Source organism: Ramlibacter sp. JJN2-2R (assembly GCF_057747835.1).
Genome location: NZ_CM173226.1, coordinates 3,968,019 through 3,984,262 on the forward strand (window position 1 = coordinate 3,968,019; position 16,244 = coordinate 3,984,262).

The window sequence follows — 16,244 nt, forward strand, 5'->3', positions numbered from 1 at the left end:
CGCCTCACCAGCCCATGAAACGCCGCGCGCCTTCGCTCAGGCGCTCGGGGGTCCACGCCGGCTCCCAGACGAGCTGCACGCGGATCACCAGGTCCTGCGGCACGGCGCGATCGAGCTCGCGCTCGATGTCCTCGACGATCACGTCGGCCACCGGACAGGCGGCCGACGTCATCGTGACCTGCACGTGCAGTTCCCGGCCATGCAGCGCGACCCCGTACACGAGTCCGACGTCGACGATGTTCAGCGCCACCTCGGGATCGACCACCCGCCGCAGCGCGGCGGCGATGGGCTCGCCCAGCTCGGGCGGCCCCTCGTACGGGAACGGCGGCGCGCTCATGCGCGCTTCCTGCCCGCCGCCGGCAGCGGCAGGAACAGGATGGTGGCCAGCTGGTCGCGGTTGCGCACCACGTCGGCCAGCGTATAGCGCGCCAGCACGGCATAGAAGGCGGCCACGGCGTCGCCCAGGACGCCGCGCAGCTTGCAGCACGGCGCGATGACGCAGCCGTCCTTCTCCTCGCCGAAGCACTCGGCGACGAGCGCGTCGCCTTCGGTGTCGCGCACCACGTCGGCAATGTTGATCCGGTTGGCGGGCCGGGCCAGCTCGAGGCCGCCGCCCTTGCCGCGCACGTTGGCCAGCCAGCCCGCCTTGCCCAGGAAGTGCACCACCTTGACCAGGTGGTTCTCCGAGATGCCGAACGACGTCGCGATCTCGCCGATGGTGGCGCGCTTGCCCGGCTGAGCGGCCAGGTACATCAGCACCCGCAGGCTGTAGTCGGTGAAGGCGGTGAGTTTCATGGGGAGTTCCTGCGATCGCGGGAAGCGGGCCGGCCGCGGCCGGCCGCGCTTCCCGCAACCATCCTAGCGTCCGCCCAGCGCGGCCGCTTGCGCGGGCGCAAGGGCCCCGCGGGTGCGGCCCGGGCCGAGCAGCCGCAGGACGTAGACGGCCAGCAGCACGGCGCCGATGGCGAACACGATGTCGCCCGGCACGCGCAGCCACACCATGGTCTCGATGAACTTCGAGTGGATGACCTCCGGCGAGCGGGCGTACCACAGGCCGCGGCTGATGCTGGCGGCGGCCTGGTAGATGCCGGCCGGCAGCAGCGACAGGAAGACCATCAGGGCCAGGCCGATGTTCAGGCCCCAGTAGGCGGGCTTGAGCAGCGCGTCGGCGTGCAGGTGGCGGGCATACAGGCCGCGCAGGCAGAACAGCATCAGGCCGATGCCCAGCATGCCGTACACGCCGAACAGCGCGCCGTGGCCGTGGGCGGCCGTCATGTTCAGGCCCTGCACGTAGTACAGCGAGGCCGGCGGGTTGATCGCGAAGCCCAGCAGGCCGGCCCCGACGGTGTTCCAGAAGCCCACCGCGACGAAGCACAGCACGGGCCACTTGTAGGCGGCCAGCCAGGCGACGCCCTGCGAGCGCTTCCAGTTCTGCAGCGCCTCCAGGCCGATCAGCGTGAGCGGCACCACTTCCAGCGCCGAGAACACGGCGCCGACGGCGATCACCGAGGTGGGCGTGCCGGTCCAGTACAGGTGGTGCAGCGTGCCCAGGATGCCGCCGAACAGGAACACGATGGTCTCGGCCACGATGGCGCGGTTGGCGCTGGAGGCGCGCACCAGGCCCAGCTTGGTGAAGAGCAGCGCGATCACCGCGGTGGCGAACACCTCGAAGAAGCCTTCCACCCACAGGTGCACCAGCCACCACCTCCAGTACTCGACCATCGAATAGTGGGTGTGCTGGCCCCAGGCGAGCGAGGTGGCGTAGAAGCCGCCGATGCAGGTGGCCGACAGGAACACCATGGCGATCAGGCCGCGGCTTTCCGAAGGCGTCTTCAGCGCCGGCCACAGCGCGCGGCCCAGCAGCACGGCCCACAGCAGCAGGCCGACGAACAGCAGGACCTGCCAGACGCGGCCCATGCTGGTGAATTCCAGGCCCTGGTTGCCCACCCAGAAGCTGAAGTCGACGCCGCGGTGCTGCAGCGTGCCCAGCCAGCCGGTGGCGGTGGAGCCGACCACGATGGCGATCAGCGCCCAGAACAGGAAGTCCACGCCCAGCTTCTGGAACTTGGGCTCGCGGCCGCCGAGCAGCGGCGCGATGTACAGGCCGGTGGCCAGCCACGCGGTGGCGATCCAGAACACGCCCACCTGGGTGTGGATGGTGCGGCTGGTGACGTAGGGCAGCAGTTCGGAGATCGGCAGGCCGAAGAACGAGCTGCCCTCGACGGCGTAGTGCGCGGTGACGGCGCCCATGCCGATCTGCAGCAGCAGCAGGCCGGCGACGGCGAAGAAGTACTTGCGCGTGGCCTTCATCGAAGGCGTGACGGTGGCTTCGAGCATGGGGTCGGCCTTCGGCGGCACGGCCTCCTCCTCGTGCTTGCCGGCGCCGTGCAGCCACAGCATGGCGGCGATGCCCGCCAGCAGCAGGATGATGCTGGCCATCGACCACATGGCGGCCGAGGTCGTCATGGTGTTGCCCACCAGCGGCTCGGGCGGCCAGTTGCTGGTGTACGACAGGCCGGCCTCGCCGGGCCGGTCGGTCACCGCCGACCAGGCGCTCCAGAAGAAGAACGCGGCCAGGTCGGCGCGGTCGGCGGCGTCGGGCACGGTGCCTTCGCGCATGGCGTACTGCTCGCGCAGGTGGGCCAGCGAGGGCGCGTCGCCGAACAGCGCGCGGTAGTGGTCGCCGACTTCGGTGATGGCGCGGCCGCGCACGTCGGACACCGTCACCTTGCCGGTGGCGGCGTCGTAGGTGTTGCGGCGCATCTCGTCCTTCAGCGAGGCGTCGACCGCGCCGCGCTGGGCGGGCGTGAGGCCGCTGGCGTCGCTGGCGATCTCGCGGGTGCGCAGCGCCTGCAGCGTGGTGGCCTCGCGGTGCAGCCAGTCGGCCGACCAGTCGGGCGCGACGTAGGCGCCGTGGCCCCAGACGCTGCCCTGCTGCTGGCCGCCGGCGGCCAGCCAGACCTGCTGGCCGTGCTGGATCTGCTCGCCGGTGAACAGCACCTTGCCGCCGGTGGTGACGACCGCGGCGGGAATGGGCGGCGCCGAGACATAGATCTGCCAGCCCAGGTAGCCCAGGGCCCCGAACGACAGGACGAAGATCAGCCCCAGCCAGCGCCAGAGCGTGTTGTTGTTCCTCATGGTTTCCTCCGGTGTTTCAGTGGCCGCCGCCGCCGCAGGCGCCGCAGCAGCTGCCGGCGGGTTCGGCGGGACGCACGCGCGTGATGCCCACGCGCCAGGTCTGGGGGCCGCGCTCGAGGTACGCCCACTCGTATTCGGCGGGCGCGAGCAGCTCGAACTGCCGCTGCAGCGGCTGCGGGTCGTGGTCGTTCACGAGTTCCAGCGTCTGGCCGTTGGCGAGTTCCTGGAACGTGGCGAAGATCAGGGGGTGCCGGTGTCGCGGCTCGATCTTGCGGACGTCGATGCTGGCGGCATATGCGGACATGTCGGGGAGCTCCTTTCCAGAAGGTGTATTGCGAATGCACCTATTAGACGAGCCGGCCCCCGGGTTGCCGTTGATCTAGATCAAATCGTGTCCGTCCGCCCCCAGTCAGCCGCGCGCAACGACAATGCGGGCATGTGCAGCACGAGTCCCGGGGCGGTGCGATGAAACGGCCGAAGCGGCTTCGGCTTCCCCCGCTCAAGCAACTGGGCCCCGGCCTGATCACCGGCGCCGCCGACGACGATCCGAGCGGGATCGCCACCTATTCGCAGGCCGGCGCCCAGTTCGGCATGTCCATGCTGTGGACGATGGTGTTCACGCTGCCGCTGATGACGTCGATCCAGAACATCAGCGCCCGCATCGGCTACGTCACCGGGCACGGGCTGGCCGCCAACATCAAGCGCAGCTTCCCGCGTCCGGTGGTGCTGGGCGTGGTCGGCCTGCTGCTGCTGGCCAACACGCTGAACATCGCGGCCGACTTCGCCGCCATGGGCGAGGCCCTGCGGCTGCTGGTGGGCGGCTCGCCGCACGTCTATGCCGTCACCTTCGGGCTCGCCACCCTGGTGCTGCAGGTGTTCCTGCCGTACCGGCGCTACGTGGCCTGGCTCAAATGGCTCACGCTGGCGCTGCTCGCCTACGTCGGCGTGGCCTTCCTGGTCCACCTGGACTGGCGCGAGGTGCTGGTGCGCACGGTGACGCCGCACCTGCCCATGAACCGCGACAGCCTGCTGACCATCGTCGCCGTGTTCGGCACCACCATCAGCCCCTACCTGTTCTTCTGGCAGGCGGCGCAGGAGGTGGAGGACAAGGAGGCCGGGGCGCCGCACACGCGCGCCGAGGTGCGGCGCCACCTGCGGCGCATCAAGTGGGACACGCGCATCGGGATGGCGTTCTCCAACCTGATCGCCTACTTCATCATCCTGGCCACTGCCGCCACCCTGCACGCGGCGGGCATCACCGACATCCAGACGTCGGCGCAGGCCGCCCAGGCGCTGCGGCCGGTGGCCGGCGACTGGGCGTTCCTGCTGTTCGCGCTGGGCATCATCGGCACCGGCCTGCTGGCGGTGCCGGTGCTGGCCGGTTCGGCCGCCTACGCGGTCGCCGAAGTGGCGGGCTGGGAGGGCAGCCTCACGCTGCGCCTGGAGGAAGGCGAAGGCCGGGGCTTCTACGGCGTGATCGCGGTGGCCACGCTGGGCGGCGTGGCGCTGTGCTTCACGCCGTTCGATCCGGTCAAGGAGCTGTTCTGGTCGGCGGTGCTCAATGGCGTGATCGCGGTGCCGATCATGGTGGTGATGATGCTGCTGGGCACGCGCGAGTCGGTGATGGGCGCGCACGTGATCGGCCGGCGGCTGCGCTGGCTGGGCTGGGCCGCCACCGCCGCGATGGCCGGCGTGGTGGTCGCGCTGGCGGTGACGAGCCTGGGCTGACGCGCGGCCGCGGGGCGGCGGCGGGCGGCCCGTTCAGGCGCCGATGACCTGGCAGCCCCCGACGCCGGCCAGCAGGTGGTTGACCTGCTGCGCCAGCGAGCCGAACCAGCGCTCGCCCGCCGGCGCGCAGGACGCGTCCAGCACGATGCGGTCGCAGCCCAGTTCCTGCGCGGTGCGGGCGATCGTCTCGGCGCGCCGGCCGACGCGCACGACGGCGCGGTGGCGCACGTCGGCGGCGGCCAGGAGCGCCTGCGCCGGCGCGAGCTCCTCCAGGCCGGCTTCGTGCTGCAGGCGCTCGAGTTCGGCCGGCCGGAAGTACGACGCCACATGGCCGGACACCGGCGGCTGCACGCTCAGCAGGTAGACCGGAACGTCCTCGCGCCGGTGGATCCGGATCGCTTCGGCCAGGGCGCGCTGGGCTTGCGCGCCCTGGCCGTCGATGGGCACCAGGATCTGGGCCAAGGGAGCGTCCTTCAGGCCGCGGTCTTGTCGGCGACGGTCTGCTGGGCGGCCAGGCGCGCCAGGTACTTGCCCACCGCGATGACCAGCAGCGCGCCGGCGGCGGGGGCGATGACGTGCAGCGTGTGCTGCTGGGCCGCCCAGACGTTGATGGCGGGATCGGACAGGGCCATCTCGCCCGCGACCCAGCCCAGCAGGCCGGCGCCCAGCGTGATGATCATCGGGAAGCGCGTCATCAGCTTCAGGATGAGGGTGCTGCCGAAGATGATCAGCGGGATGCTGATCACCAGGCCGATGACCAGCAGGCCCACGTGGCCCTTGGCGGCCGCGGCGACGCCGATCACGTTGTCCAGGCTCATGACCAGGTCGGCGATGACGATGGTCTTGATCGCGCTGATCAGGTTCGAGTGGCTCTCGAGATCGCCCTCGTCGTCCTCGCCCTTGAGCAGGCCGATGCCGATCCACACCAGCAGCGCGGCGCCGATCAGCTTGAGGTACGGCAGCGTGAGCAGGTAGACGGCGAAGAACGTGAGGACCAGGCGCAGCACGATGGCGCCGACGCTGCCGAAGATGATGGCCTTCTTCTGCTGGTGCGCGGGCAGCGAGCGGCACGCCAGGGCGATGACGACGGCGTTGTCGCCGCTCAGCACGATGTTGATCAAGATGATCTGGGCCAGTGCGATCCAGAACTCGGGGGTGGACACCACGTCCATGTCGTCTCCTCGGAATGCGATGGGGCGCGCCACCGGCGTGGGGGCGCCCGCCGAGGATAGAGAGGCAGGCTGTCGGCTCCTTGTCGCCCAGCTGTCTGCAGCCTTACACGGGCGTGGCCGTACGGGGTTCGGGGGGCGGGAAGTGCACCGTGAAGCGGTTGCCGGTGCCGTCCTGGTCCTCCTGCACCGAGATGCGCGCGCCGTGCAGCGCCGCGATCTCGCTGACGATCGCCAGCCCCAGGCCGCTGCCATCGGTGCGGCCACCGAGCAGCCGGTGGAATCGCTCGAACACGCGGGTGCGCTCCTCCGGCGGGATGGTGGGGCCGTCGTCGCTGATGGACAGCAGGCGCTCCTCGCCGTCGCGGCCGACGGCGACGGTCACGCGCCCGCCCTCGCGGCTGTATCGCACCGCGTTGTCGATCAGGTTGTTCAGCAGGTCGCGCAGGCGGTCCGGGTCGGCGTCGATCCGCAACGGGCCCTCCGGGCCCTCGAAGCCCAGGTCGATGGCGCGGTGCAGCGCCTGCGGCACCCACTCCATGCTGATCTCCAGCGCGAACGCCGCCAGGTCCACCGCCTGCAGGCGCACCGCGGCGGCCGCGCCCGGTTCGTTGCGGGCCAGCGCGAGCAGCTGCTGCACGATGCGCGCGAGCCGCTCGGCGCTGACGTACAACTGCGCGAGCGAGTGGCGCACCCGCTCGGGGTCGCGCTCGCCCAGCGCCAGCTCGATCTGCGCCTTCAGCCCCGCCACGGGGGTCTTCAGCTGGTGCGCCGCGTCGGCGACGAAGCGGTTCTGTGCGTCCAGCGTGGTGCCCACGCGCAGCATGAGCGCGTTGACCTCGTCGACCAGCGGCCGCACCTCCTCGGGCACGCCGTGCGGCTCCAGCGGGCTGAGGTCCTGGTGCGAGCGGCGGGCCAGCGCGCCGCGCAGCGCGCCCAGCGGGCGCAGGCCGCGGCCCACGCCCCAGTAGACCGCGCCGCAGGCCATGGCGATCAGCACCAGCTGCGCCGCCACGATGCTGGCGACGATCTCCCAGGCCAGGCGCTGGCGCTTGTTCAGCGTCTCGGCAACCTGCACCAGCACCTTGCGCGCCGGGTCGGCCTCGTCGTAGGGCAGCCACGAGACCACCACCCGCGCGGGTGCGTCGTCCAGGCGCGCCGCGTAGTACAGCGGCGGGCCGTTGCGCGCGGGCAGCCGGGGGGGCGCGGGCAGCGACGCGTCGCCGCCGATCGGCACGCCGGCGTCGGTCCACACGCGCAGCGCCAGGCGGTCGTCCTGGTCGACCAGCAGCGCGCGCTCGGCGGCCGGCGAGAGGTCCAGGCGCGGGCCGCCGGCGCCGTCGTGCACGTGCAGCGCGGCCTCGCGGGCGATCTCGTGCAGGCCGCGGTCGTAGGCGCGGTCGGCCAGATCCGCCGACGCCCACCAGCCCAGGGCCGAGTCCACCAGCAGCAGCACGAGCAGCGGCCCCAGCAGCGAGGCCAGCAGCAGGTCGCGCAGGCGGCTAACCCGCCCCATGGCTGCGTTCCATCAGGTAACCCATGCCGCGCACCGTGCGGATCTCGCAGCCCAGCGGCTCGAGCTTGCGGCGGATGCGGTACACGTACACCTCGATGGCGTTCAGGCCCACCTCGTCGCCCCAGCCGTACAGGTGGCTGGAAATCGTTTCCTTGCTCACCACGCGGCCGGCGCGCAGCAGCAGCACTTCGAGCACCGCGAGCTCGCGCGCGGACAGCTCGATCGGCTTGCCCTCGAACGACACGCGCCGCCCGACTGTGTCGAGCGTCAGGCCGCCGTGCTGCAGCAGCGGCGCGACGGCCGCGGCGCTGCGCCGCAGCTGGGCGCGCACGCGCGCCTCGAGCTCGGGCAGGTCGAACGGCTTGGTCAGGTAATCGTCGGCACCGGCGTCGAGCCCGGCCACGCGATCGGCCAGGGCGTCCATCGCGGTCAGGAGCAGCACCGGCGTGGTGGCGCGCCGTGCCCGCAGCCGGCGCAGCACGTCCAGGCCGTTCATCCCGGGCAGGTCGATGTCGAGGATGACGAGGTCGTAGCTGGCGGCGGCCAGCGCGCGGTCGGCCTCTTCGCCGGTCGTCGCGACGTCCACGGCGTACGCCGAGCGCGCCAGCGCGCGGGAGAGCGCGTCGGCGAGCACCTTGTCGTCTTCGGCGAGGAGGATGCGCACGGGATCGGTCCGGGGCTGGTTTGCCGTCATTGTGCGCGAGCGACCGGGGTGGGCGGTGGCCGATGCTTTCGCGGAGACCGCGCGGCGCGTCCAAAGCACCTTGGGCCAGGGACCGGCTTCGCCGGGCCTGGCCCAAGGTGCTGGAACCCATCGAAACCGCGCATGCGATTCCGATGGGATGTGCGTCAGTCCTCGACGAACGCCTCTTCGCGCTTGGCCTTGATCGACGGCAGCGCCACGATCACGACCAGCGCCAGGGCGGCCGCCAGCAGGCTGGCCGACAGCGGGCGGGTGACCAGCACGCCCCAGTCGCCGCGCGAGAGCAGCAGCGCCCGGCGCAGGTTCTCCTCCATCATCGGCCCCAGGATGAAGCCCAGCAGCAGCGGTGCCGGTTCGCAGCCCAGCTTGGTGAACAGGTAGCCGATGATGCCGAAGCCACCGACCATCCAGATGTCGAACGTGTTGTTGTTGGTCGAGTACACGCCGATGGCGCAGAACAGCACGATCGCGGGGAACAGGAACCGGTAGGGCACCGTCAGCAGCTTGATCCACATGCCGATCAGCGGCAGGTTCAGGATCACCAGCATCGCGTTGCCCAGCCACATCGAGACGATCAGGCCCCAGAACAGCTGCGGGTTGCTGGTCATCACCTGCGGGCCCGGCTGGATGTTGTGGATGGTCATCGCGCCCACCATCAGCGCCATCACGGCGTTGGGCGGGATGCCCAGCGTCAGCAGCGGGATGAAGGAGGTCTGGGCGCCGGCGTTGTTGGCCGACTCGGGCGCCGCGACGCCGCGGATGTTGCCCTTGCCGAACGGCACCTCGCCGGGGCGGCTGGCGACTTTCTTCTCCAGCGTGTAGGCCGCGAAGGCCGCCAGCAGCGCGCCGCCGCCGGGCAGGATGCCCAGCGCGGAGCCCAGGGCCGTGCCCCGCAGCATGGCCGGCGCCATGGCCTTGAAGTCTTCCTTGGTCGGGAACAGGCCCTGCACCTTGGCGGTGAACACCTCGCGCTGGTCGTCCGGCTGCGCCAGGTTGCTGATGATCTCGCCATAGCCGAACACGCCCATGGCGATGGTCACGAAGCCGATGCCGTCGGTCAGTTCCGGAATGTCGAACGAGAAGCGCGCCACGCCGGAGTTGACGTCGGTGCCCACCAGGCCCATCAGCAGGCCGAGCACGATCATCGCGATCGCCTTGACCAGCGAACCGGAAGCCAGCACCACGGCGCCGATCAGGCCCAGGATCATCAGCGAGAAGTACTCGGCGGGGCCGAACTTGAACGCGACTTCGGTCAGCGGCGCGGCGAACGCGGCCAGGATCAGCGTGCCGACGCAGCCGGCGAAGAACGAGCCGATGCCGGCGGCGGCGAGTGCCGGGCCGGCTCGGCCCTGGCGCGCCATCTGGTAGCCGTCGATGCAGGTCACCACCGAGGACGATTCACCCGGCAGGTTGACCAGGATGGCGGTGGTGGAGCCGCCGTACTGGGCGCCGTAGTAGATGCCCGCCAGCATGATGAGCGCGGACACCGGCGGCAGCGCGTAGGTTGCCGGCAGCAGCATCGCGATGGTGGCCACCGGGCCGATGCCGGGCAGCACGCCGATCAGCGTGCCCAGCACGCAGCCGATGAAGCAGTAGAGCAGGTTGATCGGCGTGACGGCCACGCCGAAACCGGTCATGAGGTTGGAGACGAGATCCATGGTGTGTGGCTTCCTGCGCTTAACTGCCGATGAACGTGGGCCACACCTGGATCTGCAGCTTGAGCAGCCAGATGAATGCGACGTAGCTGCCGATCGCGAGGACCGTGGCGAGGATCAGCACACCCTTCCACTCGAACTCGTTGCCGGCCAGGCTGGAGATGATGGTCAGCGCATAGATCGCGACGATCATGCCCATCGCCGGCACGCCGATGGACGGCAGGCCGCCCAGCAGCACGCCGAACGCCAGGTTGGCGCCGATGATGAACAACAGCGGCTTCCAGGCCCACTTGCCGATCTTCTCGCCGTCCTCGGTCTCGACCACCAGCGCCTCGAACACGATGAACGCGCCGAGGATGGTGAGCACGATGCCCAGCATCAGGGGGAAGTAGCCGGGGCCCATGCGGGCGCCCTCGCCGATGTTGTAGGTGGTGGCGCCGAAGCCGAACGCGGCCCCGACGGTGCAGAACATCAGTCCCGCGAAGAAATCCTTCTGGCTCTTGATCCTCATGCCTATCCTTCGAACGTGCCGGGCCCCGTCCGGGAAGGCGGACCGACCGGGGGATTAGGTCCGCGCCAAGCTGACCATTGGCTGACCCGCCCGGTTGGTGAAAGTGCGTAGCATCCCCCCGCAAGACGGAGGTACATCGGTTCCCATGCGAATCCTGCTGATCGAAGACGACGTGGTCCTGCGCGACGTGATGGTGCGCAGCCTGCGCGATGCCGGCCACCGCGTCGACATCGCCGGCACGCTGGAGGAGGCCGACCAGCTGTGGCAGATCCCCGGCTTCGACGCCGTGCTGCTGGACCTGAACCTGCCGCACAACGCCAACCCGCGCAGCGGGCTCGGCAGCGGCCTGTCGGCGCTGCGCGCGGCCCGCGCCCGCGGCGACCGCACGCCGGTGCTGGTGCTCACGGCACGCAACCGCACGGACGAGCGCATCGCCGGCCTCAACGCCGGCGCCGACGACTACCTGGGCAAGCCGTTCGACCTCGCCGAGGTGGAGGCCCGGCTGCGCGCCCTGGTGCGCCGCACGATGGGCACGCAGGACCAGGTGCAGGTGGGCGGCCTGGCGCTGGACCGGCAGAACCGGCGCTTCTCGGTCCACGGCCAGTCGCTCGAGCTGCCGGCGCGCGAATTCGAGGTGCTGTGGGAGCTGATGACGCCCGCCGGCCGGGTGGTGAGCAAGCGCGAGCTGGCCAACAAGCTGTCCGACCTGGACGACTACCTGGGCGACAACGCGCTCGAGGCGTTCATCTCGCGCCTGCGCAAGAAGCTGGTGGGCAGCGGCGTGCACATCCGCACGCTGCGCGGCCTGGGCTACCTGCTCGAGGCGGAGACTTGAAGCAGCCGGGCAACCCGCCGCGGCTGGCATCGCGGCTGCTGCGGCACGTGCTGCTGCCGCTGGCCTTGACCTGGCTGGCCGGCACCGCCGCGTCGGCCGGCATCGCCTACTACTTCACGCAGCGCGCATTCGACCGCTCGCTGCTGGACGATGCGGCCCTGCTGGCGGCCAACGTGCAGACCCATGGCGAGAACCTGGAACTGGCGCTCACCACGCGCGAGGTCAACCGGGTGCTGTTCGACCAGGTCGAGACCACCTACTTCAGCGTCACCGAGAGCGACGACACGCTTGTGGCCGGCGTGCGCGACCTGCGCGTGCCGCCCGTGGAGCCGCCGGCGACCCACCGTTTCCAGGACGTTGTGCTGCGCGGCGAGAAGCTTCGGGCGGTCACGCTGCACCGCGACGCGCCGGTGCCGTTCGACGTCGTGGTCGCCGAGACCACGCTCGGCCGCAGCGCCGCGCTGCAGCGGCTGGCCTGGTTCTCGTTGCTGCCGCAGCTGCTGCTGCTGGTGGTGCTGGGCTGGTGGCTGCACCGCGCGATCCGCAACGACCTGCAGCCGCTCGCCCAGCTGCAGGAGGCGCTCGGGCGGCGCAGCGCCAACGACCTGGCGGCGATCCACGTCGAGGCGACGACGCGCGACGTGGCGACGCTCGCCGCCGAGCTGAACGCGCTGTTCGCGCGCCTGGAGCGCAGCGTGCGCGCGCAGCGCGAGTTCGCCGGCAACGTCGCGCACGAGCTGCGCACGCCGCTGGCCGGCATCCGCGCGCTGGCCGATTACGGGCTGTCGCAGACCGACCCCCAGTCCTGGCGCGAGCAGCTCGAGCGCATTGCCACCAGCCAGGCGCGCGCCAGCCGCCTGGTGGACCAGCTGCTGGACCTGGCGCTGGCGCTGGAGGCGGAGGCGGGCCTGAAGCTCGAACCGGTGGCGCTGGACCAGCTGGTGCGCGACGCGGTGCTGCGCTTCCTGCCGCGCGCCGACGCCGCCGGCGTCGACCTGGGCGCGCTGGGCATCGACGCGCCGTGCACGGTGAACGCGGACGCGACGCTGGTGGACGGCATCCTCACCAACCTGCTGGACAACGCGCTGCGCTACGGCGGGGCCACGGACGGCCAGGCGTCCGCCGTCACGGTGTCGATCGACCGCCGGCCCGACGAGGTCGTGCTTTCCGTGCAGGACAACGGCCCCGGGCTGCCCGGCGAGTTGCAGGCGCACCTGGTGCACCGCGGCGCCCAAGGCCAGCTCGGCCAGCTGCTCGGCCAGGGCGCGGGGCTGGGCCTGGCGCTGGTGTCGCAGTACGCGACGCTGATGAACGCCCAGATGACGCTGGGCAACGGCCCCGGCGGCCGCGGCTGGCTGTGCTCGATCCACTTCCGCGACGCGCCCGGGCCCTGAACCCGCGTGGCCCGCGTGGGCCGGCGCGCTCCGGTCAGCCGGTCAGCCAGCCAGCAGGGCGGGCAGGTGCCGCATGTCGGTGAAGATCTCCACCGCGCCGGCCGCGCGCAGCGCGACGGGCGCGTCGTGGCCCGCCTCGGGCGGGCTGTAGCCGAACACGACCGCGCCGGCGGCGACGCCCGCCGTCGTGCCCGGCACCGTGTCCTCCACCACCGCGCACCGGCGCGGGTCCACGCCCAGCGCCGCGGCCGCGGCCAGGTAGACGTCGGGTGCCGGCTTGGAGCGCGGCATCTCGTGGCCGCTGAAGATGCGGCCTTGGAAGAACGGCATCAGCCCGCAGCGGTCCAGCTGCAGCTCCACCTTGAACCGGTCGGCGCCACTGGCGCAGGCGATGCGGCCCTCGAAGTGGGCGTGGATGCGCTCGACGGCCTGCGGTGCGCCGGTCACCGGCCCGACGGCCGCCTCCAGCCGCACGTTGCGCCGCTGGCGGAACGCGGCGAGCCACGCCTCGGTGAGCGGCCGGCCGGTGTTGGCCTCGATCAGGGCACGCTCGTCCTTCACCGCCTTGCCGAGGAACAGGCGCATGCATTCGGACGCGGTGAGCGACCAGCCGGCCTCCTCCAGCATGTCGCGCAACACGCCGTTGGTGATGGGTTCGCTGTCGACGAGGACGCCATCGCAATCGAACAGGATGGCGTCGAATCGGGGATGCAGGGTCACGGGCGGCGCATGGTACCAAGCAGGCGCGAGGCCACGCCCGGATGAGTCCCGCGGGCGGGCGATTGTCGATAGCATCGCCGCATGCCGACCGCCCCTGCCGATGCCTCGCCCGCCGCCAACGACGCCGCGGCGCCGGCGCAGGAGGAACTGTTCGACGCCGCCGTGCTGTTCACCGACATGCGGCGCTCGTCGGACCTGATCGCGCGCATCCCGCCGCGCGAGTTCTTCCGCCTGCTCAATGCATCGCTCAGCGCCCAGGCCGGCTGCATCCGCGCCGTCGGCGGCGAGGTGATCAAGTACACGGGCGACGGCGTGCTGGCGATCTTCCGCGGCCCGGACCGCGCCGCGGTGGCACTGGCCTGCGCCGGGCAGCTCGCCCACGCCTGCGACCACGGCCCGGGCGCGCCGTTCGGCGTCGGCGTGGCCGAGGGCCGCGTGCTGGGCGGCCTGGTCGGCCCGGACGATCCGGGCCAGCGGCGCCAGTACGACGTCATCGGTACGACCGTGCACCTGGCCGCGCGGCTGTGCGCGATGGCGGCAGCGGGCGAAGTCGTGGCGACCCGGGCGGTGCAGGCCGCCTCGCGGCTGGACGCCACGCGGATGCGCTCGCTGGGCCCGGTGGCGATGGCCGGATTCGCGGCGCCGGTGGACTGCGTCGTGATGGCCGCGGCAACGACGCTGCAGGACCTGCCGGCGCAGGCGCGGATCGCCTGACGCGCTCAGCGCATCTCGCCGTCGACGTACAGCCAGCGTCCCTGCGCGTCGCGCACGAACCGGCTGCGCTCGTGCAGCCGCGCGCCGCGGCCCTGCACCCGGTAGCGCGCGACGAACTCCACCTGCGCATGCCCGGCGTCGATCGGCCGGTGCTCGCGCACCTCCAGGCCGAGCCACCGGGTGCCGGGCTCGGGCGAGAGGTCGGCCGGACAGGTGTCCGGATGCCAGGTGGCGCGCAGGTAGGCCTGGTCGCCCAGCACGTAGGCCGTGTACCGCGAGCGCATCAGCGCTTCGGCATCCGGCGCCGGGGCGCCACCGAGCAGCGGGCCGCAGCAGCGCGCGAAGGCAAGCGGCCGGCCGCGCGCATCGAGCCGGCCACAGGGACAGGAAGAGGACGGACTGGCCGTCACCCGGCGCTCTTGCGCGAATCGAGCGCCGCGCCGTAGAGGTCGCGGAAGAGCTCGTTGGCCCGGTCGCGCAGGTCCTTGGCCTTCAGCGCCAGCGACTGCAGCTCGGGCGAGGCCTGGAACTGGCCCTGGGTCTTGAACGCGGCCTCCGCGAGGATGGCCTCCCGCTCGGCCAGCAGCCATGCCTTTGTCTTGTCGTCCTGGTTCATGGCTGATGAGTGATTCATCGCATTATCATCCGATGTGCAAACTCGGGGGACGCCACCCATCGGAACGCCGGTCGCCATGTGCGTTCCCGCCGCGTCGGAGATTTCCGACAAGCAGCTCAGCGGCATGCCGACAGCGCACGGCCCGCGCCAGCGCGTCCAATGGACCGAAGCACTGGTTGAGCTGGAGAACGACTGTGAATCCCGAGCATGACACCCGAGGCGACGACGAGCCGGAGCGGCGCGGCGGCGCCGCCCCCTCGGGGGTGAGCCGCAGCGGCGAGGGCCTGGAAAGCGTGCTCAAGCACCTGCGCGACCAGCTGCACCAGAGCAAGGTCGACCGCCCCGCCGACGACGACCAGGGCGCCAACGACACCCGGCCCTGATCTCCCCTTCGGCCGGCCGCTCAGGGCGGCTTCACGCCAGCGCGCGCTGGATGAGGATCTTCTGCACGTCCGAGGTGCCCTCGTAGATCTGGCACACGCGCACGTCGCGCCAGATGCGCTCGACCGGGAAGTCGTTCACATAGCCGTAGCCGCCCAGCGTCTGGATCGCCGCGCTGCACACGCGCTCGGCCATCTCGCTGGCGAACAGCTTGGCCATCGCCGCTTCCTTCAGGCACGGCCGGCCGGCGTCGCGCAGGCTGGCCGCATGCCAGATCAGCTGCCGCGCCGCCTCCAGTTGCGTGGCGCAGTCGGCCAGGCGAAAGCCGACGGCCTGGTGGTCGAAGATCGCCTTGCCGAAACTCTGCCGGTCCTTGGCGTACGCGAGTGCGACCTCGAACGCGCTGCGCGCCATGCCCACGCTCTGCGCGGCGATGCCGATGCGTCCGCCCTCGAGCGCCGACAGCGCGATCTTGTAGCCCTCGCCCTCCTCGCCGATCAGGTGGTCGGCCGGGATGCGGCAATCGTCGAAGCGGATCTGCGCCGTGTCGCTCGAATGCTGGCCGACCTTGTCCTCCAGCCGCGCGACCACGTAGCCGGGCGTGTCGGTGGGCACGAGGAACGCGCTCATGCCCTTCTTGCCCGCGCCCTTGTCGGTGACGGCGATCACGATCGCCACCTGCCCGTTCTGGCCGCTGGTGATGAACTGCTTGACGCCGTTGAGCACGTAGCCGTCGCCGTCGCGCGCGGCGGTGGTGCGCAGCGCGGCGGCATCGCTGCCCACGTGCGGCTCGGTGAGGCAGAACGCCCCCAGCAGCTCGCCCTGCGCCAGCGGCACCAGCCAGCGCTGCTTCTGCGCCTCGGAGCCGTAGCGCATCAGGATCGCGTTCACCGGGCAGTTGGTCACGCTGATGGCGGTGCTGGTGCCACCGTCGCCGGCGGCGATCTCCTCCAGCACCAGCGCCAGCGTGACGTAGTCGAGGCCGGCCCCGCCATAGGTCTCGGGCACGCAGATGCCGTAGGCGCCCAGCGCGGCCAGGCCACGGTGCGCCTCGCGCGGGAAGTGGTGGTCCTTGTCCCAGCGCGCGGCGTGCGGCCACAGTTGTTCCTGCGCGAACGCGCGGACCGCGTCGCGGATCATGTCCTGGTCGGGGGTGAGCAGCAT

Annotated in this window: 19 protein-coding genes; 5 read left to right on the forward strand and 14 right to left on the reverse strand. The window is 71.4% G+C overall.

The genetic code is table 11. The features are described 5' to 3' along the window. Positions 1–4: 4 nt before the first annotated feature. The 4 genes from AC3ANR_RS19310 to AC3ANR_RS19325 all read right to left on the reverse strand — a co-directional run bounded on the left by AC3ANR_RS19310 (position 5) and on the right by AC3ANR_RS19325 (position 3,442). Positions 5–337, reverse strand: a complete 333-nt coding sequence (locus tag AC3ANR_RS19310) for a metal-sulfur cluster assembly factor (RefSeq protein ID WP_488289723.1) — start codon at positions 335–337, stop codon at positions 5–7. Continuing rightward, the gene (locus AC3ANR_RS19315) at positions 334–795 is read right to left on the reverse strand and encodes an RrF2 family transcriptional regulator (RefSeq protein ID WP_488289724.1); all 462 of its coding nucleotides are present in this window, start codon (positions 793–795) and stop codon (positions 334–336) included. Before AC3ANR_RS19315 ends, AC3ANR_RS19310 begins: the two co-directional genes overlap by 4 nt. A 63-nt stretch (positions 796–858) precedes the next feature. After that, positions 859–3,138 carry a nitric-oxide reductase large subunit gene (locus AC3ANR_RS19320; protein WP_488289725.1) on the reverse strand — a complete coding sequence of 760 codons (2,280 nt, stop codon included), beginning with the start codon at positions 3,136–3,138 and terminating at the stop codon, positions 859–861. 16 nt (positions 3,139–3,154) lie between these two features. Further along, entirely contained in the window at positions 3,155–3,442 is a 288-nt protein-coding gene (locus tag AC3ANR_RS19325) for a DUF2249 domain-containing protein (RefSeq protein ID WP_488289726.1), read from the reverse strand. 161 nt (positions 3,443–3,603) lie between these two features. On the opposite strand from AC3ANR_RS19325, the gene AC3ANR_RS19330 reads away from it, so the two are divergent. Further along, complete coding sequence (locus AC3ANR_RS19330; RefSeq protein ID WP_488289727.1) at positions 3,604–4,866, forward strand: Nramp family divalent metal transporter; 1,263 nt, start codon at positions 3,604–3,606, stop codon at positions 4,864–4,866. Positions 4,867–4,899: 33 nt separating this feature from the next. Here the strand turns inward: AC3ANR_RS19330 and AC3ANR_RS19335 are convergent, their stop codons facing one another. The 6 genes from AC3ANR_RS19335 to AC3ANR_RS19360 form a co-directional block, all read right to left on the reverse strand. Beyond that, on the reverse strand, positions 4,900–5,328 hold the full coding sequence (locus AC3ANR_RS19335; RefSeq protein ID WP_488289728.1) for a universal stress protein: 429 nt from the start codon (positions 5,326–5,328) through the stop codon (positions 4,900–4,902). 11 nt (positions 5,329–5,339) lie between these two features. Next, positions 5,340–6,038: a TerC family protein gene (locus AC3ANR_RS19340; protein ID WP_488289729.1), complete on the reverse strand. Its 699-nt coding sequence runs from the start codon at positions 6,036–6,038 to the stop codon at positions 5,340–5,342. A gap of 103 nt (positions 6,039–6,141) precedes the next feature. Beyond that, entirely contained in the window at positions 6,142–7,551 is a 1,410-nt protein-coding gene (locus tag AC3ANR_RS19345) for a sensor histidine kinase N-terminal domain-containing protein (protein WP_488289730.1), read from the reverse strand. Further along, a complete protein-coding gene (locus tag AC3ANR_RS19350; RefSeq protein ID WP_488289731.1) occupies positions 7,538–8,215 on the reverse strand; it encodes a response regulator in 678 nt (225 codons plus the stop codon). The genes AC3ANR_RS19345 and AC3ANR_RS19350 overlap by 14 nt, the downstream gene beginning before the upstream one ends. A gap of 185 nt (positions 8,216–8,400) precedes the next feature. Beyond that, the gene (locus AC3ANR_RS19355; RefSeq protein WP_488289732.1) at positions 8,401–9,912 is read right to left on the reverse strand and encodes a tripartite tricarboxylate transporter permease; all 1,512 of its coding nucleotides are present in this window, start codon (positions 9,910–9,912) and stop codon (positions 8,401–8,403) included. A gap of 19 nt (positions 9,913–9,931) precedes the next feature. Continuing rightward, complete coding sequence (locus AC3ANR_RS19360) at positions 9,932–10,420, reverse strand: tripartite tricarboxylate transporter TctB family protein (protein WP_488289733.1); 489 nt, start codon at positions 10,418–10,420, stop codon at positions 9,932–9,934. 145 nt (positions 10,421–10,565) lie between these two features. Here AC3ANR_RS19360 and AC3ANR_RS19365 point away from each other — a divergent pair, with 145 nt between their 5' ends. Together AC3ANR_RS19365 and AC3ANR_RS19370 are read left to right on the forward strand one after the other, a co-directional pair. Beyond that, complete coding sequence (locus tag AC3ANR_RS19365; protein ID WP_488289734.1) at positions 10,566–11,255, forward strand: response regulator transcription factor; 690 nt, start codon at positions 10,566–10,568, stop codon at positions 11,253–11,255. Next, positions 11,252–12,649, forward strand: a complete 1,398-nt coding sequence (locus AC3ANR_RS19370; protein ID WP_488289735.1) for a sensor histidine kinase — start codon at positions 11,252–11,254, stop codon at positions 12,647–12,649. The genes AC3ANR_RS19365 and AC3ANR_RS19370 overlap by 4 nt, the downstream gene beginning before the upstream one ends. A 42-nt stretch (positions 12,650–12,691) precedes the next feature. On the opposite strand, the gene AC3ANR_RS19375 is transcribed toward AC3ANR_RS19370, so the two are convergent. Then, entirely contained in the window at positions 12,692–13,369 is a 678-nt protein-coding gene (locus tag AC3ANR_RS19375; RefSeq protein ID WP_488289736.1) for an HAD family hydrolase, read from the reverse strand. Positions 13,370–13,450: 81 nt separating this feature from the next. Between AC3ANR_RS19375 and AC3ANR_RS19380 the strand changes: the two genes are divergently transcribed. Beyond that, complete coding sequence (locus AC3ANR_RS19380; RefSeq protein ID WP_488289737.1) at positions 13,451–14,083, forward strand: adenylate/guanylate cyclase domain-containing protein; 633 nt, start codon at positions 13,451–13,453, stop codon at positions 14,081–14,083. Between the two features lie 5 nt (positions 14,084–14,088). Here AC3ANR_RS19380 and AC3ANR_RS19385 read toward each other — a convergent pair whose 3' ends face one another. Together AC3ANR_RS19385 and AC3ANR_RS19390 are read right to left on the reverse strand one after the other, a co-directional pair. After that, on the reverse strand, positions 14,089–14,493 hold the full coding sequence (locus tag AC3ANR_RS19385) for a YchJ family protein (protein WP_488289738.1): 405 nt from the start codon (positions 14,491–14,493) through the stop codon (positions 14,089–14,091). After that, positions 14,490–14,717, reverse strand: coding sequence for a hypothetical protein (locus tag AC3ANR_RS19390; RefSeq protein ID WP_488289739.1), 228 nt, complete (start codon positions 14,715–14,717; stop codon positions 14,490–14,492). The genes AC3ANR_RS19385 and AC3ANR_RS19390 overlap by 4 nt, the downstream gene beginning before the upstream one ends. A 176-nt stretch (positions 14,718–14,893) precedes the next feature. Between AC3ANR_RS19390 and AC3ANR_RS19395 the strand changes: the two genes are divergently transcribed. After that, complete coding sequence (locus AC3ANR_RS19395) at positions 14,894–15,082, forward strand: hypothetical protein (RefSeq protein WP_488289740.1); 189 nt, start codon at positions 14,894–14,896, stop codon at positions 15,080–15,082. A 31-nt stretch (positions 15,083–15,113) separates the two neighbouring features. On the opposite strand, the gene AC3ANR_RS19400 is transcribed toward AC3ANR_RS19395, so the two are convergent. Then, positions 15,114–16,244, reverse strand: coding sequence for an acyl-CoA dehydrogenase family protein (locus AC3ANR_RS19400; RefSeq protein ID WP_488289741.1), 1,131 nt, complete (start codon positions 16,242–16,244; stop codon positions 15,114–15,116).

What these genes read in the sequence shown, in the direction of transcription:
- AC3ANR_RS19315 (WP_488289724.1), bottom strand. Translation starts at nt 795, where the DNA reads ATGAAACTCACCGCCTTCACCGACTACAGCCTGCGGGTGCTGATGTAC.
- AC3ANR_RS19340 (WP_488289729.1), bottom strand. Translation starts at nt 6,038, where the DNA reads ATGGACGTGGTGTCCACCCCCGAGTTCTGGATCGCACTGGCCCAGATC.
- AC3ANR_RS19380 (WP_488289737.1), top strand. Translation starts at nt 13,451, where the DNA reads ATGCCGACCGCCCCTGCCGATGCCTCGCCCGCCGCCAACGACGCCGCG.
- AC3ANR_RS19310 (WP_488289723.1), bottom strand. Translation starts at nt 337, where the DNA reads ATGAGCGCGCCGCCGTTCCCGTACGAGGGGCCGCCCGAGCTGGGCGAG.
- AC3ANR_RS19360 (WP_488289733.1), bottom strand. Translation starts at nt 10,420, where the DNA reads ATGAGGATCAAGAGCCAGAAGGATTTCTTCGCGGGACTGATGTTCTGC.
- AC3ANR_RS19320 (WP_488289725.1), bottom strand. Translation starts at nt 3,138, where the DNA reads ATGAGGAACAACAACACGCTCTGGCGCTGGCTGGGGCTGATCTTCGTC.
- AC3ANR_RS19330 (WP_488289727.1), top strand. Translation starts at nt 3,604, where the DNA reads ATGAAACGGCCGAAGCGGCTTCGGCTTCCCCCGCTCAAGCAACTGGGC.
- AC3ANR_RS19355 (WP_488289732.1), bottom strand. Translation starts at nt 9,912, where the DNA reads ATGGATCTCGTCTCCAACCTCATGACCGGTTTCGGCGTGGCCGTCACG.
- AC3ANR_RS19400 (WP_488289741.1), bottom strand. Translation starts at nt 16,244, where the DNA reads ATGCTGCTCACCCCCGACCAGGACATGATCCGCGACGCGGTCCGCGCG.
- AC3ANR_RS19390 (WP_488289739.1), bottom strand. Translation starts at nt 14,717, where the DNA reads ATGAATCACTCATCAGCCATGAACCAGGACGACAAGACAAAGGCATGG.
- AC3ANR_RS19345 (WP_488289730.1), bottom strand. Translation starts at nt 7,551, where the DNA reads ATGGGGCGGGTTAGCCGCCTGCGCGACCTGCTGCTGGCCTCGCTGCTG.
- AC3ANR_RS19365 (WP_488289734.1), top strand. Translation starts at nt 10,566, where the DNA reads ATGCGAATCCTGCTGATCGAAGACGACGTGGTCCTGCGCGACGTGATG.
- AC3ANR_RS19325 (WP_488289726.1), bottom strand. Translation starts at nt 3,442, where the DNA reads ATGTCCGCATATGCCGCCAGCATCGACGTCCGCAAGATCGAGCCGCGA.